At 38.5% G+C, this 17,668-nt stretch carries 16 protein-coding genes; 14 read left to right on the forward strand and 2 right to left on the reverse strand.

Going from position 1 to position 17,668, the window contains the following annotated elements; all coding sequences use genetic code 11:
* The first annotated feature begins 4 nt into the window (after window positions 1-4).
* Window positions 5-760 carry a DUF547 domain-containing protein gene (locus G466_RS0107780; RefSeq protein WP_026813160.1) on the forward strand — a complete coding sequence of 252 codons (756 nt, stop codon included), beginning with the start codon at window positions 5-7 and terminating at the stop codon, window positions 758-760.
* On the forward strand, window positions 747-1,454 hold the full coding sequence (locus G466_RS0107785; RefSeq protein ID WP_026813161.1) for a TIGR04283 family arsenosugar biosynthesis glycosyltransferase: 708 nt from the start codon (window positions 747-749) through the stop codon (window positions 1,452-1,454). Before G466_RS0107780 ends, G466_RS0107785 begins: the two co-directional genes overlap by 14 nt.
* A 4-nt stretch (window positions 1,455-1,458) precedes the next feature.
* Here the strand turns inward: G466_RS0107785 and G466_RS0107790 are convergent, their stop codons facing one another.
* Together G466_RS0107790 and G466_RS0107795 are read right to left on the reverse strand one after the other, a co-directional pair.
* Window positions 1,459-2,505: an N-acetylmuramoyl-L-alanine amidase family protein gene (locus G466_RS0107790; RefSeq protein ID WP_394331698.1), complete on the reverse strand. Its 1,047-nt coding sequence runs from the start codon at window positions 2,503-2,505 to the stop codon at window positions 1,459-1,461.
* Window positions 2,506-2,658: 153 nt separating this feature from the next.
* On the reverse strand, window positions 2,659-3,666 hold the full coding sequence (locus G466_RS0107795; RefSeq protein WP_026813163.1) for a glycoside hydrolase family 113: 1,008 nt from the start codon (window positions 3,664-3,666) through the stop codon (window positions 2,659-2,661).
* A 181-nt stretch (window positions 3,667-3,847) separates the two neighbouring features.
* Here G466_RS0107795 and G466_RS0107800 point away from each other — a divergent pair, with 181 nt between their 5' ends.
* From G466_RS0107800 to G466_RS0107855, 12 genes are all read left to right on the forward strand, one after another.
* On the forward strand, window positions 3,848-5,194 hold the full coding sequence (locus G466_RS0107800) for an NAD(P)/FAD-dependent oxidoreductase (RefSeq protein WP_026813164.1): 1,347 nt from the start codon (window positions 3,848-3,850) through the stop codon (window positions 5,192-5,194).
* 9 nt (window positions 5,195-5,203) lie between these two features.
* Entirely contained in the window at window positions 5,204-6,787 is a 1,584-nt protein-coding gene (locus tag G466_RS0107805; protein ID WP_026813165.1) for a 4Fe-4S binding protein, read from the forward strand.
* Between the two features lie 134 nt (window positions 6,788-6,921).
* A complete protein-coding gene (locus G466_RS0107810) occupies window positions 6,922-7,611 on the forward strand; it encodes a glycosyltransferase family 2 protein (RefSeq protein ID WP_026813166.1) in 690 nt (229 codons plus the stop codon).
* Window positions 7,612-7,614: 3 nt separating this feature from the next.
* Window positions 7,615-9,099: a cellulose synthase family protein gene (locus tag G466_RS0107815; RefSeq protein ID WP_026813167.1), complete on the forward strand. Its 1,485-nt coding sequence runs from the start codon at window positions 7,615-7,617 to the stop codon at window positions 9,097-9,099.
* A 244-nt stretch (window positions 9,100-9,343) separates the two neighbouring features.
* Window positions 9,344-10,711, forward strand: coding sequence for a glycosyltransferase 87 family protein (locus tag G466_RS0107820; protein WP_026813168.1), 1,368 nt, complete (start codon window positions 9,344-9,346; stop codon window positions 10,709-10,711).
* A 213-nt stretch (window positions 10,712-10,924) separates the two neighbouring features.
* A complete protein-coding gene (locus G466_RS0107825) occupies window positions 10,925-11,545 on the forward strand; it encodes a GNAT family N-acetyltransferase (protein ID WP_026813169.1) in 621 nt (206 codons plus the stop codon).
* Window positions 11,546-11,590: 45 nt separating this feature from the next.
* The gene (gene argG / locus G466_RS0107830; RefSeq protein ID WP_026813170.1) at window positions 11,591-12,781 is read left to right on the forward strand and encodes an argininosuccinate synthase; all 1,191 of its coding nucleotides are present in this window, start codon (window positions 11,591-11,593) and stop codon (window positions 12,779-12,781) included.
* A complete protein-coding gene (gene argC, locus G466_RS0107835; protein ID WP_026813171.1) occupies window positions 12,774-13,748 on the forward strand; it encodes an N-acetyl-gamma-glutamyl-phosphate reductase in 975 nt (324 codons plus the stop codon). The genes argG and argC overlap by 8 nt, the downstream gene beginning before the upstream one ends.
* A 124-nt stretch (window positions 13,749-13,872) precedes the next feature.
* Complete coding sequence (gene proC / locus G466_RS0107840) at window positions 13,873-14,667, forward strand: pyrroline-5-carboxylate reductase (protein ID WP_026813172.1); 795 nt, start codon at window positions 13,873-13,875, stop codon at window positions 14,665-14,667.
* A 59-nt stretch (window positions 14,668-14,726) separates the two neighbouring features.
* Entirely contained in the window at window positions 14,727-15,854 is a 1,128-nt protein-coding gene (locus G466_RS0107845) for an aspartate aminotransferase family protein (protein ID WP_026813173.1), read from the forward strand.
* Between the two features lie 78 nt (window positions 15,855-15,932).
* Complete coding sequence (proB, locus tag G466_RS0107850; protein ID WP_026813174.1) at window positions 15,933-16,694, forward strand: glutamate 5-kinase; 762 nt, start codon at window positions 15,933-15,935, stop codon at window positions 16,692-16,694.
* A gap of 4 nt (window positions 16,695-16,698) precedes the next feature.
* Window positions 16,699-17,643: a Rossmann-fold NAD(P)-binding domain-containing protein gene (locus tag G466_RS0107855; RefSeq protein ID WP_026813175.1), complete on the forward strand. Its 945-nt coding sequence runs from the start codon at window positions 16,699-16,701 to the stop codon at window positions 17,641-17,643.
* Window positions 17,644-17,668 lie beyond the last annotated feature (25 nt).

Raw genomic sequence — 17,668 nt, forward strand, 5'->3', positions numbered from 1 at the left:
AATTATGTTACGTAAAACCACTTTTGTCTTATTGCTATTAATTGTAAATGGACTTTCCATAAATGCGACCAACGGGTCGGTTTTAGGAAATATCCACACGGGTCCAAAGATGCAATTAAATCATTCACTTTGGGATAGCTTACTACAGAAGCATGTGGACAAAAGTGGTAACGTAAATTATAAAAGCTTCAAAAAAGACCAAGCCATCCTTGTACAGTATTTAGGCTATTTAAGAAACAATAAACCTACGGAAGGCGCTAACCGCCAAGAGCAATTAGCCTATTACATTAATCTTTACAATGCGGTCACCGTAAGTCTTATTTTGGATAATTACCCACTAAAGAGCATAAAAGACATAAAAAATCCTTGGGGACTGAAAATTGTAGCTATCGGGCACCAAGAAATTTCCCTAGGAGACCTAGAACATAAAATATTGCGCAAAATGAACGATCCCCGTATTCATTTTGCCATTAATTGCGCTTCCTATTCGTGTCCAAAATTACTAAACCAAGCCTTTACATCGTCTAACTTAGAAGCACTTCTAGAGCAAACTGCAGTAGACTTTATAAATGATAAGCAACGCAATACACTAGATAACAATGAGGCTTCCCTTTCCGCAGTTTTTAAATGGTTTAAAAAAGATTTCACTAAAGAAGGTTCCTTAGTTGAATATATTAATAAATACGCAAGGATAAAGCTAGATTCCAATACTAGAATTAAATATTCAACCTACAACTGGGCACTAAATGAAGCTAAATAAGCACTACAGCATTAGTATCATTATCCCAGTTTTTAATGAGGCCCCAAATATTAAAAGGCTTCTAAAATATCTTCGAGAAAATAGCATCACCCAAACAGTTAAAGAAGTTATTGTAGTAGATGGTGGCAGCACCGACCAAACCGTTACTATCTCCCAAAACGAGGGTGCCACAGTGTTACTATCAGATAAAGGCCGCGCCAAACAAATGAACCTAGGGGCACTACATGCTTTAGGAGACATTCTTTACTTTCTGCATGCCGACACCTTTCCCCCTAAAGGTTACGATGAATTTATTCTAAACGCCATCAACAAAGGTTTTAAAGCAGGCTGTTTCAGGATGAAATTTGATACCTCCAAAAAATTCCTACAATTTTTCGCTTGGTTTAGTAGAATAAACCACAAATTATGTCGCGGTGGCGATCAATCTTTATTTGTTAAAAATAACCTCTTTCGAAAAATACAGGGGTATAGTGAGGCTTATATTATTTATGAAGACACCGAATTTATTAGCCGCCTATATCAAAATACAAAGTTCACGGTATTACCTCAATTTGTAATCACTTCGGCAAGAAAATATGAGGAACTTGGATCAGTGAGATTACAATATCATTTTGGAATGATTCATCTGCAAAGCCTTCTTGGCTTGGACCCAGACCAGTTATACAACTACTACAAAAAACATATTGCAAGTTAACCTCTTAACGCGACTTTCTGGTGCGATCCAAAATAATCCCTTCAGAAATCCAATTTGCAACGGCCTGCCTATTATTAGGATCTAAAATTCGTCTCTGATCTTTTTTGTTCCTTATATTACCCACTTCTATATAAGCCATAGCCGGCAAAGTATTCTTAACCATGTACAAGCCACTACGATCACCAAAAGTGCCTTCGTAAACTCTATTGGGCTGATATTTCCTGTATTTATTTAAGAATGTTTCATGGATACTCTCTGCCAAGTGTTTTCCATTTATACTCTTTTCATGATGGTAGAAAAACACATCTATATTTTGCCCTTTGCTTCTACTATCTACATGGGTTACGATCAATCGCTGATATTTACCCTTATTTTTCAGGTAAAGCTTATTCACTATATCTACCCTTTGCCTTAATCTCTGTAATTGGTTTAAGGGAATCTCTTGGCTGGGATAGACTACTTCATCCCTATCTACCTCTAAAACTCCATAATCCCTAATTCCATCATTGGGATCTTGGATTATTATATAAGTCTCGGCACCATGACTCATTAGCTCTTTGGCCAATCTTAGGGTAATATCATATGCATACTCGTCTTCAGCAATCATTTTCCCCTTATAAGTAGCCACTGCTCCAGGATCTGGACCACCATTCCCAGAAACCAAATAATACACCGCCCCATTTAGTTTGTTACTTTTTACTGGCACCAAAGTGTGCTCTTTTCCAAACAAACTTTCCTCTACTACCTGAGGCATCTTTTTTATTTCGGTAGTGTTCTCCTGAACAGAATCGGCTACCATTACAGAGTCTACAACAACAGGTGGCAGAATATATTCCCTGCCCTGAAAAAGATGAATACTATCCCATAAATTGTCTTTGTTAAGAGCAATAAAATGCCCGTAATGCTTTGCCGGGCTCAATCCTTGTTTTCTAAGAAGGGAATATATTCCATCTCCTTTCTCTGCAACGACTGTCTTTAAGGATGTTTGTGAATATCCAGAAAGTATCATTAATCCAAGCAAGCAGAATAATAGGTATGTTTTTTTGTTCAACACTAGTGTAATTTTAAACAAATGTTATCAAAAATTCTGCCGAATTCCAATACAGTTAGGAGGGCATTAACATTTATGCATCATTGTTCTATAAAATTATAACAGCATTGGATTAAGGCTGTCCCCCTAATACATTATCATCACGACACCAAACTAAGATGTTCTTTTATAAAAATTCTTAATCACTTCTTGTGCCGGTTTGTTTTGTGGGGTAAATCGGTTATCCATAGGTCCACCTGATCTTTCATGATCTATAAACCATTTCCAGACAAAGCCTCCCGCAAACCATTCTTCGCTCCAGAACTCCTCAAAAATAGCTTGGGTAGCATTCACTTGGGCTTCCAGATTAACATCATCCTGACTATGGTCTACCAACCAGGGTTTTTTAGCCGTATAATTATTACTTCTATAACCATATTCCGTAAACAAGACTGGCTTATCCTTGGCTACAGACAAAAACCTGATCTCCTCTTTATGTTGCTGCCAGCCTTGTCGCAACTCCGCTACCGTTGGTGTTTTTTGGTCCGATAAGGGGAAGTAAGCATCTATCCCAATAAAATCTAACTGCTCCCAAAAAGGAACTCTGCCATATTCGTCCCAATTAGCAGCATAGGTCAGTTTCCCTCCGTACACACCCCTTATCTTTTTTATTAGGGACATCCAATAAGCAGGACGGTGTTTTACAAATTGCTCCAATTCCGTTCCTATACAAAAAGCATCGGCTTTGGTTTCCTGCGCAAGGGAAGCATAGGCCATAATAAATTTCTCATAGGAAGATTCCAAAGCTTTCCATTTCTGTTCGGAATCCATTTTCAGATTTCCAGTAAACTCTCCCCTAGAAATCCAAATTTGTGGTTTCAACATCACCTTTAATCCGTTTTCATGTAACAAATCCACGTATTGCCTCGCCCCTGTGCGGGTTTCACCAAACCACTGCCTAGAAGTATTAAAAATTATTTCAGGTGAATCCTTATCCCTTATAAATCCAAAAGGCATTATAGCCGCACATTTAGCATGTATTTCTCGTACGGCATCTACATCTTTTTGCGTCACTGGGTTGTGAGAAGCAACAAAACTCACCCCATTCAATTTTTCTTGTTGAGGGCTGTCTGCACACCCCACCAAGAACAAACTTATAACAAAGCCCCAAAACTGTTTCATTCAGAAAGATTTACGCCTCAATTTAAGATATTCATGGCTGATTAAAAAATACATCTTCCGAGCATTTAATTCCTTTATCCGTACATTTGAGTTATACCTATAATTAAATCTATTCTAAATTAGAATTATTATTTTAAGTTTTATCAATTAAGTCCGACTTAGCCTACACAACCATTTATCTATGGAACACGTTGTTATTATTGGTAACGGAATTGCGGGGATTACCGCTGCCCGACATATCCGGAAATTATCGAACAAGAAAATCACAGTAATTTCCGCTGAAAGCGATTACTTTTTTTCCCGAACTGCACTTATGTATGTTTATATGGGGCATATGAAGTTTGAGCACACTCAGCCCTATGAAAATTGGTTTTGGAAAAAAAATCGCATCGAACTTGTTAATGCTTATGTAAACAAAGTAGATACCGAAAACAAAACCCTACTGCTTCAAAATTCGCAACCAATAAAATTTGATAAACTAATTATCGCCACAGGCTCTAAACCAAATATGTTTGGATGGCCAGGGCAAGATCTAAAAGGGGTGCAGGGATTATATTCCAAACAAGACCTAGAATTATTGGAAGCAAATGCTCCAAATAAAGAGATTTGTAAAAGGGCAGTCATTGTAGGGGGCGGATTAATTGGAATAGAAATGGCGGAAATGCTCCGCAGCAGAGACATCCCGGTTACCTTTTTGGTGCGGGAAGCTAGTTTTTGGGATATTGTTTTACCACAAGGAGAGTCCCAGATGATTAATGAGCATATCCGAGAACATCATATTGATCTTCAACTGAATACCAATTTGGTGGAAATTATTCCTGATGAGAATGGGAGGGCCAAGGCCGTGACCACAGACAAGGGGGAAACCATAGAATGTAATGTAGTTGGATTAACAGCAGGGGTTTCGCCCAACATCAACTTCTTAAAGGACTCTGGAATAACACTAGGAAAAGGCGTATTAGTGAACCAATTTTTAGAAACCAATATTAAAGATATATACGCCATTGGAGATTGCGCAGAACAACATCGGGCCATAGGGAGCCGTAGACCTGTAGAAGCAGTGTGGTACACAGGCAGAATGATGGGTGAAGCACTGGCACAGACTATCTGTGGCCGTAAAACACCCTACAATCCCGGCCACTGGTTTAATTCAGCGAAATTCCTGGATATAGAATATCAAACTTACGGATGGGTTTTTCCAGCAGACTCAAAAAAAGAACACGAACAGCATTTTCATTGGAGACACCCCAAAGAAAAGATTTGCATTACCGTAGCTTACCATAAGCACAGTAATCAATTATTAGGGATTAATACTTTCGGGATTAGAATGCGACACAAAATAATAGATCGATGGCTAACGGAGGAAAGGGAGATTGGTTATGCGATGGAACATTTAAGGGATGCCAATTTTGATCCCGAATTTTATTCCCGCCATGAAAAAGCCATAGTGGCACATTACAATAGCACCTATGGCACTAACCTTGCCCCTAAAAAGAAAAGTTGGAAACGAATTTTTAGCAACGCCTAGCATAAAATAATGAAAGCAATAAAATATATAGGCCTACTCATTTTCCTGATCGGTTTAAGCATCTTCACCTTACTACCATTAACCGGGACATTTACATTGAGTGCGGACAATCTTCAAAAAGTAGTCACAGATCAAAATCTAAAGAGTGAAATTTTTGTCCAAGAATTAGAAAACACTGTGGTAGACAAATCTTTTAACGGGGTAAGCGCACTATCTTCTAAAATTACGACCGCTCTTGAAAATGCGAATGCCCATCATAGAAAAAATAAGGAATACAATAAGGTCATGTACGTTGGTCCTCACGATATGGCTGCTACCTTAGCTAAAGCTTCCGGGGAAGGCTTTTTAGTGAACAATAAAATATTGATGTGGTTCCTCACTTTTGGACTCGGCATCATTGGCGCGTTGCTATTTATTCTGCCCAATGTAGTATTATTGGGTAAAAAGGGAATTAAAAATGACGGCATATATCATGAAAACGCAACGAATAGAGGATGGATCGCCTGGCTGGTATTTATATACTTGGTCTCATTTTATCTGTTACTTTACTTCCGTCCAGAATATGCGGTTAACTGGACCTTTACCCTAGACCCCTTTAGCCAATGGTTAAGTGGAAACCCGGCTGGACATTGGTTTGTTTACGGTTTTATGTATAGCATTGTAATGACAGTAATGGCTGTACGGATGTATATTAAATACCGGCACAACACCTATCAAATGGTCAGGACTACTTCCGTTCTTTTCTTTCAGATTGTTTTTGCCTTTCTGATACCGGAAATAATGGTGCGACTCCAAATGCCCTATTACGATTTCAAGAATATCTTTCCGTTGGATTACGATTTCTTTTTCCAATGGAATCTAAGGTCCTTATTGAATAGTGGAGGGATTGGACTATTTATTTTGGTGTGGGGCATTGCCCTCACCTTGGTTGCAGTTCCGGTATTGGTCTATTTTTTTGGAAAGCGATGGTACTGCTCATGGGTATGTGGATGTGGAGGATTGGCGGAAACTTTGGGCGACCCTTACCGCCAACATTCCAGCAAATCCTTATTTTCATGGAAAGTAGAGCGCTGGCTAATACATGGAGTCCTTGTTTTTGCCGTAGGAATGACCCTGATGACGCTCTACAGCTTTTTTACCGCGTCTAATACTGTAATAGGTATAAAAACGCAGAGCGTGCAGAATGCCTATAGCTTCTTAATCGGTGCTATTTTCGCCGGAGTGATTGGCACAGGTTTTTACCCCATTTTTGGCAATAGGGTATGGTGCCGTTTTGGTTGCCCGCTTGCCGCCTATCTAGGATTCGTTCAACGATTTAAATCGCGCTTTAGAATTACAACTAATGGCGGACAGTGTATTTCTTGCGGAAACTGCTCAACCTACTGCGAACAGGGCATAGATGTTAGGGCCTATGCACAGAAAGGAGAGAACATAGTTAGATCTAGCTGCGTAGGCTGCGGAATATGTTCTGCTGTTTGCCCAAGAGGAGTGTTAAATTTGGAAAATGGACCTTTAGAAGGGAGAATCAACCCTACAGAGGTATTGCTGGGCAACGATGTAGACTTAATGGATTTGGTGAATAAAAAATCCTAAAACTAATGATACCTTTGCACCCGCTATTTAACTATTAATTCGATGTGTTTTTCAATACAGCTGTTAAGATCATTGGCCTCATCGCAAATGGAAAACAAATTGAACAAACATAAAAATTACCCCCTCCATATACAATGACGGATATTAAAGTTATTATCCCCGCTTATAACGAAGCCGATTCTATTGCCAAAGTAATAAAAGATATACCTAAAATAGTATCAGAGGTAATTGTAGTAAACAACAATTCTACGGATGCAACTGCAGAAAATGCAGCGTTAGCTGGAGCTACTGTTCTCACGGAAAACAGAAAAGGATATGGTTACGCTTGCCTTAAAGGAATTAATTACCTCTCCAAACAATCCAAACAGCCTAATATTATCGTATTTATGGATGGAGACTATTCTGACTATCCAGAGGAACTACCCAAAGTGATACAACCTATATTGGAAAATAATGTTGATTTGGTAATTGGCTCTAGGGTAAAGGAATTAAGAGAAGATGGATCTATGACACCACAACAGGTTTTTGGCAATGCCCTTGCTACTACGCTGATGAAGTGGTTTTTTGGAGCCAGATTTACAGACCTTGGTCCGTTCCGAGCAATTAAGTACGAAACACTATTGGCGCTCGAAATGGAGGATAAAACCTATGGCTGGACGGTAGAGATGCAATTAAAAACCATTAAACGACGTTTTACATATGCCGAAGTACCAGTTCGTTACAAAAAAAGAATTGGAGTTTCAAAAGTATCAGGAACGCTAAAAGGTAGTATATTTGCAGGCGCAAAAATCCTAGGTTGGATATTTAAATACAGCATAAAATAAAAAATGGGAATAACAATTACTTACCTTATCATTACCGTTTACAGTGTATCCTTATTATTAATTTTCTTTTATAGTTTGGCCCAATTAAATCTATTGGTCAACTATCTAGGGCAAAAACGAAAAAATAAAGAAGCCCCTAAATACAATTTACTAGATCCAAAAGAGATTCCTTTCGTCACCATACAGTTACCTGTTTACAACGAGGAATATGTGATGGAACGCTTACTGGACAACATTGCTAAAATAGAATACCCCAAAAGCAAGTTAGAGATTCAAGTTTTAGACGATTCTACGGACGAGTCTGTATTGGAGACTGCCAAAAGAATAGAAGCACTACAAGAAACTGGGCTGGATATACAACATATCCGTAGAACCAATAGACAAGGTTTTAAAGCAGGCGCTTTAAAAGAAGGACTTGTTACTGCCAAAGGGGAGTTTATAGCTATTTTTGATGCCGATTTTCTTCCTTCTAGCGATTGGTTAAAGAAAACTGTCATCTACTTTAAAGACGCGGAAATTGGCGTGGTACAAACCCGATGGGGACATATCAACAGAGATTATTCTACCTTAACTAAAATTCAGGCATTCGCCTTGGATGCACATTTTACTTTAGAACAGGTAGGTAGAAATGCTAAAGGCCATTTCATCAACTTTAACGGTACCGCTGGTATTTGGAGAAAAGAATGCATACTGGATGCTGGGAACTGGGAAGGGGATACCCTTACCGAAGATTTGGATCTTAGCTACCGTGCACAATTAAAAAACTGGAAATTTAAATACTTGGAAGATGTAGAAACCCCTGCAGAGCTTCCAGTAGTAATCAGTGCCGCACGTTCCCAACAGTTCCGTTGGAACAAAGGAGGTGCAGAGAACTTTAAAAAAACAGTTTGGAGCGTGGTTAGCGCTAAAAATATTTCTTTTAAGACTAAGTTCCACGGAGTTATGCACTTGTTAAATAGCTCTATGTTCCTTTGTGTCTTTTTGGTTGCACTATTAAGTATCCCTATGATGTACATTAAGAACACCTATGATCATTTGGGATGGATTTTTGAAGCTACCAAGTTCTTTATACTTAGTACCATTATACTATTTGTATGTTACTGGTTTACCTATAAGAGTATACAGGGCAGTAGCCTTGATAGTTTTGTAGACTATATACGGATATTCTTTACCTTTTTCTCCGTTGCCCTCGGATTTTCTTTGCATAATTCTATTGCCGTATTGGAAGGTCATATGGGAAAGAGAAGTGAATTTGTAAGGACTCCAAAATTTAACCTGAATAATATAAAGGACAGCTGGAAGGGCAATAAGTACTTAGCAACCAAATTATCACCCAACATGATTTTAGAAGCATTATTAATGGTCTATTTTCTTTTTGGAATGTATAGTGCTATTCCTTTAAATGACTTTGGGTTGTTCCCATTTCATTTTATGCTTTTCTTAGGTTTTGGATATGTATTCTTTAAATCCCTTTTTGCACGGGCCTAGTTAAGTAAAGAATACTAAGAATATTCTAGAAATTCAAAAACATAAAAATCCGGTTCCTTATCCCCTTTTGGAACCGGATTTTTTTTGTTACTACTCTAGTTCCAGACTACTTTTCCACTCTATTTCCACCAGCTTTCCCACACAAATTGCTTTGCCTTATATGTTCCTATTTAGTTATATTTGATTTAAATTTGAGGATCGGCCATTGTATCATTTTGCCGATACCATTTAGATATGATACCTTATGATAGATAAAGCCATTTCTTATTGGAAACTTCACACCTTTCCAATTTTAATGGTCCTTACCTCCCTTCTATTTTATTCCACCTTTGGCTATCATTTACCACGAACAGATTTTATAAAGCTAATTTCTCTGTATTTCGCGCTGTTCTTTTTATGCTATAAACTGATTCAGTTCGAGAAATGGAACTTTACCTTTCTAATTGTTTCTGGCACCTTATTCAGGATGGTTTTTCTCTTTTCCGAACCCAATCTATCGCAGGATTTCTATAGATTTGTTTGGGATGGACAACTGATTATCAATGGCATTAACCCTTACTTACATTTACCCAAAGATCTAGTACTGGATCTCCACCGAAAATTCCCCAATGCCATGGAGTTATATAATGGAATGGGCGATTTAAGTGCATCCAACTACAGTAATTACCCACCATTAAACCAACTTATTTTTGCATTATCTGCTTTACTAACAGGTAACAGTACCATGGGTAGTATAATTATAATGCGAATTATCATAATTCTTGCAGATTTGGGCATCCTTTATTATGGAAGAAAGTTGCTCAAAAAACTGAATAAGTCATCCCATCTCATATTTTGGTATTTTTTAAATCCGCTGGTCATTTTAGAACTAACAGGCAACCTCCATTTTGAAGGAGTAATGTTATTCTTTTTTATCTGCTCCCTATACTTACTAAATCAAAATAAATGGATTTTAGCTGCAGTGGTTTACGCCTTGTCCATTTCTATAAAACTTGTCCCTCTGATGTTTCTGCCCCTATTTCTGAAATACCTTGGATTAAAAAGAAGTATGATGTTCTACGTGCTAGTAGGCGGAGTTACACTTTTACTAGCACTCCCTTTTTATGCGCCAGAATTTATCTCCAATTACTCTCAGACCATAGGGCTTTGGTTCTCCAATTTCGAGTTTAATGCCAGTATCTATAAAATGGTGAAATATATTGGAGTCCAATGGGATGCCAAACCTTGGGAGCTAATTAAAACATACGGCAAAATCATTCCCATAATTATTATTGCTTGGGTTGGCCTTATTACTTATATACGGAACAACAAAAACGTAAACAGCTTAATAACTTCCATGTTATGGATACTTAGTCTCTATTACTTTTTATCTGCTACCGTTCATCCCTGGTACATTATATTTTTAGTACTACTCGGTCTGTTTTCCAAGTTCAGATTTCCATTATTATGGTCTTTAACTATCTTTTTAAGCTATTTCGCCTATTCCAATGCTGCCTATAAAGAAAGCGGACTAATATTGATTCTTGAGTATATTGTTATTTACGGCTTTATGTTTTATGAAATAAGTAGATTACAAGTTAAAAATCAACTATTTCATAAAAATTCACTCTAGGAAGGACATAAATAAAATTTATTTGTACTTTTGATATCAGCAATGAATAAAACTACACACATATTAAATTATAACGAGGTGTCTAACCTTGCTTATTCATTTACGCCTACACGTCGTCGCCCGTAAGGGTGCCATTCTGTTATGGAAATAGGTGAGTCCATTTCCGCTCTCAAAAAACATCAATTTTTAATTTCTAATTTAAAGCAACATTCAATGAAGATTGTTATTGCTAACGACTCCCATTTTAAATATGCCGAGATCATCTGTGATACTATTGCGGAATCGGCCAAAGTTAGGGGCACAGGGATTGCAAAACGTACTCCCGAATATATTCAAAAAAGACTTCATAACGGAAATGCAGTCATTGCACTGGATGGTGATAAGTTTGCCGGTTTCTGTTATATTGAAGTTTGGGGACATGAGAAATTTGTCGCTAATTCTGGGCTTATCGTTCACCCTGATTATAGAAATCAGGGATTGGCCAAAAGAATAAAAAAAGAAATTTTTAATCTTTCTAGGTCCAAGTTTCCAGATGCAAAAATATTTGGTATCACAACCGGATTGGCCGTAATGAAAATGAATTACGAATTGGGCTATAAACCAGTCACCTTTTCGGAGCTTACCACAGATCCAGAATTTTGGAAAGGTTGCCAAACCTGTAAGAACTTCGATATTCTGACCAGAACGGAGCAGAAAATGTGCCTTTGTACTGGTATGTTATACGACCCTGCCATAAAAACAAAAGCTAGCGGAATGGAAAAAGTAAATTCTAAGGCTTTTAAAAGGCTGAAAAGCATAAAAGAAAGCCTTTTCTTAAGTAAGAAAACTAAATAAGGGATCGCAAACATCGCCTTCCCAATAACTATATAAACGAGTAAGATGAAAAAATTAGTTTTGGCCTATAGTGGAGGATTAGACACCTCTTATTGCGCAAAATATTTATCTAAAGACAAAGGGTTTGAAGTACATGCCGTTAGTGTTAATACGGGAGGATTCCCACAGGAAGAAATAGATCGCATCCACAAAAAAGCATTGGAGCTTGGTGCTACCAGCTATACCTCTATAGACGCAGTACAGACGTTCTATGAGCAGGTAGTTAAGTATTTAATTTACGGAAATGTACTGAAAAATAATACCTACCCACTTTCTGTTAGTGCAGAACGAATTGTGCAGGCCATAGAAATAGTAAATCACGCCAAAAAAATAGGCGCTAAATATATTGCCCACGGTAGCACAGGCGCTGGAAATGACCAAGTGAGGTTTGATATGATATTTCAGATTGTAGCCCCAGAAATAGAAATTATCACCCCTATTAGGGACAATAAACTATCTAGGGAAGTAGAGATAGAATATCTAAAAAGCAATGGTGTGGATTATCCATGGGAAAAGGCCAAATACTCCATTAACAGAGGACTTTGGGGCACTTCCGTTGGTGGAGACGAGACACTCACCTCCCACAAACCGTTACCAGACCATGCTTTCCCAAGTCAATTACAGGAAACTGAGCCCACCCAAATTAAATTAACATTCCACAAAGGAGAACTTATTGCGTTAGATGGCGACAATGACACCCCAGTAAACAATATTGTAAAATTAGAAGCCTTAGCCTCCAAATATGCCATTGGTAGAGATATCCATGTTGGTGATACCATTATTGGTATTAAAGGTAGAGTAGGTTTTGAGGCTCCGGCATCACTAATCATCATAAAGGCGCACCATTTACTGGAAAAACATACCCTTAGCAAATGGCAACAGTTTCAAAAAGAGCAACAAGCAAGTTTTTATGGCATGCTTTTGCACGAAGGAAACTATATGGATGAGGTAATGCGCAACATAGAAGCTTTCCTTACCGATACCCAGAGAAATGTATCAGGCGATGTTTTTGTTACTCTTCACCCATACCGATTTGAATTGGACGGAATATCTTCTCCTCACGACCTGATGAATGCTTCTTTTGGCAGTTATGGGGAAATGAACGAAGATTGGACGGCTGATGACGCCAAAGGTTTTATAAAAATCCTTTCCAATCCTGGGAAAATATACAATCATGTAAATCAACAAGATGACTAAAGTAGGAATCATAGGGGGATCCGGATATACAGGCGGCGAACTTATTCGAATTCTTTTAAACCACCCTAAAGCGAAAATAGACTTTGTCTATAGCACCACTAGGGCAGACAAAAAGATTACGACTGCCCATCCCGACCTGTTGGGGACAACAGATCTAAAATTTACAGGCACCGTAAATCCAAATGTAGATGTAGTATTCTTATGCCTAGGACATGGTAATTCCACTAAGTTCTTAGAGGAAAACCCATTTTCTGAAGCTACCAAGATCATAGATCTAAGCAACGACTTCAGACTGGCGGAAGATGCGCTTTTTAATGGTAAAAACTTTGTATACGGGCTGCCCGAGCTAAAGAAAGAGGAAATTAAATCTGCTAATTATATCGCAAATCCTGGCTGTTTTGCTACTGCAATACAATTGGCTTTACTACCCTTGGCAAAGGCAAAACTATTGAATAGCCCAGTTCATATTAATGCCGTAACCGGCAGTACCGGTGCAGGCGCAAGCCTTTCCCCAACTGCTCACTATAGCTGGAGGAACAATAACGTATCTTGGTATAAACCCTTTACCCATCAGCACCTTGGGGAAATTGAAGAAAGCTTGCATAGCCTTCAGGATGATACCGGGGAATTGTTCTTTCTGCCCAATAGAGGAAACTTCACTAGAGGTATTTTGGCAACTGCTTATACTGAATTTAAAGGAAGTCTAGAAGAGGCCTACGCCTTGTATTCTGATTTTTATAAGGATGCTGTATTTACTCAAGTTACGGAGGAAGACCTCAACCTAAAACAAGTGGTGAATACCAACCAATGTCACATTCATTTGCATAAGCACAATAATACCCTCCTAGTCACCTCCGCAATAGATAACCTCTTAAAAGGAGCATCGGGACAGGCAGTGCAAAACATGAACTTGGCTTTTGGCTTCGAAGAGAATACAGGTTTGCAATTAAAAGCAGGTGTCTTTTAGTCTACCTACCAAGCCATGGAGCTCATTCCTGTCAACAGCAAAAATGAGCTCCACTAATACCCATCAAACTTTTTCGAAATGGGCCTACCGTAAATGTCCAAATCGGTAATTAAATAATTAGGAAATGAAAATAGCCATTATAGGTGCCGGAAATTTAGGAATGTCCATTGCCGAAGGTGTTTTAAGCACTAACGGAGCCACCTCCATGATCCTCACTAAAAGAAATCTGGGCGATCTTAAAGAATTGGAAAAATATGGTATCGTAAGTACCACCTCCGATAATAGAGAGGCAGTAAGTAAATCTGATATATTGATTTTTACTGTGCAACCAGGGCAATTCACAAAAATTTTGAATGAGGTAAAGGACCTTCTCACAGACAAGCATGTGATTATCTCCACCATAACTGGATTTAGTATTGCCAAAATAGAAGAAGTTATTGGGCCCGACAACTATATTATTAGGGCCATGCCCAATACCGCTATTTCAGTAGGAAAATCCATGACCTGTATATGTAGCAATGAAAAGGGTCAAAAACGTATAGAATTAGCTAAAGCTATTTTCAACAGAATGGGTCATACTCTACAAATTCCCGAGCAACAAATGCAGGCCGCTACCGTTATCTGCGCCAGTGGAATCGCTTTTTGGATGCGTATGATACGTGCCACCACTCAAGGTGCCATACAACTTGGTTTCGATGCTAAGGAGGCTCAGGAATTGGCCATGCATACCTGTAATGGGGCCGCAAGCCTATTAATTGAATCGGATAGCCATCCAGAATATGAAATAGATAAGGTTACCACTCCAAGGGGTTGTACCATATCTGGACTTAACGAAATGGAACACCAGGGCCTAAGCTCCTCTCTAATTAGGGGAATTTTAGCGTCATTTGATAAAATAAACGAAATTAAAAAAGAATAGCCTTTTACTAAATTCGCATAGAAACAAGCCTTTTAGAGAGCAAAAACGAATTATAACAGATGAAATTATTTGATGTATATCCGCTTTACGATGTAACCCCCGTTTCGGCAAAGGGAATTGTAGTTACCGATGATAAAGGACAAGATTATTTAGATTTTTATGGAGGTCACGCCGTAATTTCTATAGGGCACTCCCACCCCACCTACGTAAACCGATTAAAAGATCAGTTAGAGAAAATTGGTTTTTATAGCAATGCCATCCAAAACCCTATTCAGGAAGAGCTGGCGAACAAATTGGGTAAACTTTCCAATTGTGAGGACTACAATCTATTCCTTTGTAATTCTGGTGCAGAAGCCAATGAAAATGCTTTAAAACTAGCTTCGTTCCAAAATGGAAAATCACGTGTCATTTCCTTTAAAAATGGATTTCATGGTAGAACCTCCGCAGCGGTGGCGGTTACCGATAATGAAAAGATTAATGCCCCTCTCAACAAACAACAAAAGGTAAGCATCCTCCCCTTTAATGACCTGCAAGGCTTTATCAGCGAGATTAGCAAAGGGGACGTTTGTGCGGTTATCATAGAAACTATACAAGGAGTTGGTGGTTTAGATATGCCCTCACCCGAATTTTATGAGAACATCGCAAAATTGTGTAAGGAGCATGATGTAATCCTTATTGCAGACGAAGTTCAATGTGGTTATGGAAGAAGCGGTAAATTCTTTGCTTTCCAACATTTTAATATTAAACCAGATATTATCACCATAGCTAAGGGTATGGGGAACGGATTTCCCATTGGAGGGGTACTGATCCATGACAGCATAAAAGCTTCTTACGGACTTTTAGGTACCACTTTCGGTGGAAACCATTTAGCCTGCGCTGCAGGACTAGCAGTTTTAGAGGTAATTGAAAAAGAAAATCTCATAGAGAATTCAGCGGAACTTTTTGATTACTTCATGTTAAAAGCAGCTACAATTCCTCAAGTGAAACAGGTAAAAGGAATGGGACTTATGTTGGGGCTAGAATTTGATTTTGAGGTAGGAGAATTGAGAAAAAAACTAATTCATAATCAGCATATGTTTACAGGAGGTGCCAATAATAAACATGTATTGCGAATATTACCAGCACTGAATATATCCAAGGAACATCTAGATCAATTTTTCGAAGCACTAAAAAAAGAGTTAGAATAAGATTGTACAAGGCATCTGGCAGCGAAATGCCCTGTACAACTGAGTAATCATTCGGGGAAATCGGTTAAAGCAAGGAAGATGAAACGAAAAAGAATATTATTAAAAATAGGATCCAATACCCTTACCAAGGAAACCGACCATATATCGCGAGGAAAAATTGAGGATATTGGCCGACAAATCGCTAAATTGAATGACCGATACGAATTTATAATTGTCAGTTCAGGTGCTATTGCAGCAGCTAAGCAATTTGTAAAACTGGAGCACAATGGGGAAGAAATAACGGTTAAACAAGCTCTGGCCTCCATTGGACAACCCCATCTCATGCGTATTTTTCAAGAGAATTTTAGAGAATTAGGACTGTTCACTTCCCAATGTCTATTGTCCTATTCCGATTTTGAAAAAGAAGTCTCCAAAGTAAACATCTGCAATACGATAAACGTATTGGTTGCCAATAATTTTATCCCGATAATAAACGAAAATGATACCGTGGCCACGGACGAGATAAAATTTGGGGACAATGATAAACTTGCCGCCCTTACCGCAGCCCTGATCAAAGCTGATTTATTGATTATCGCCACCAATACCAACGGAATCTACACCAAGGAGTCTATAGATAAAAATGACCCAAAAACAATAACTGAAGTTCAAAGTTTGGCATCTTTGACAAAAGAGATCAGCAACTCCAAATCATCACACGGAACAGGTGGAATGCAGTCCAAAATAGAAGCCGCCACCATTGCACAAAACGCAAATATAGAGACCTGGATAGTAAACGGCCTCCAGGAAAATTTTATCATTAACGCCTTAGAAAATAAAATTGCCTTTACCACTATAAAATAAAAACATGCAACATTACTTATCCTTACAAGACATTGACTCGCTTTCCCAATGGGTAGAAGAAGCAAAATCCTTAAAAGCAGCTCCTTTGCAACATAAATCATTGGGAGCAGGCAAGACCATTTGCCTATTATTTTTCAACAACAGTCTTAGAACCCGTCTTAGCACTCAAAAGGCGGCAATGAACCTTGGAATGGAAGTCATAGTTATGAATTTTGGAAGTGAGGGCTGGGCCTTAGAGTATGGGGATGGTACTATTATGGATCAAGGTACTTCCGAACATATAAAAGAGGCCGCCAAAGTAGTAGCACAATATTGCGATGTAGTAGGTATCAGAGCTTTTGCTTCCCTAACGAATAAAGAGCAAGACGAGGCCGAGGTAGTGCTTAACAATTTTAAAAAATATGCCGGAATCCCTGTAATCAATATGGAAAGTTCCGTTGGCCATCCATTACAGGCCTTAGCAGACGCCATTACCCTTTCGGAAAACAATAGCAAGAAAAAACCCAAGGTAGTACTCTCATGGGCGCCGCACCCCAAAGCGCTACCACATGCCGTAGCAAATTCTTTTGTAGAAATGATGCACTTGCAGGATGCCGATTTTGTAATTACGCATCCTAAGGGATACGATTTAAATCCAGAAATCACCAAGAATACAAAAATTGAATACGACCAAGACAAAGCTTTGGAAGATGCTGATTTTGTCTACGTGAAGAACTGGAGCAATTACCAAGACTACGGGAAGGTACTAAATCAGGATAAAAACTGGACCATGACCGCCAAAAAATTGGGAAAGGCAAAATTTATGCACTGTTTGCCTGTACGACGAAACGTAGTAGTAACCGATGAAGTATTGGACGGCGAACAATCTTTAGTGATAGAGCAGGCAAAAAACAGGACTTATGCCGCACAGATAGTCCTGAAAAAAGTGCTAGCTAGCTTAGAGGATTAAATCCCTAATAGCGGGATCTGCATGT

This window comes from Arenibacter certesii DSM 19833 (genome assembly GCF_000429545.1).
Taxonomy (GTDB): Bacteria; Bacteroidota; Bacteroidia; order Flavobacteriales; family Flavobacteriaceae; genus Arenibacter; species Arenibacter certesii.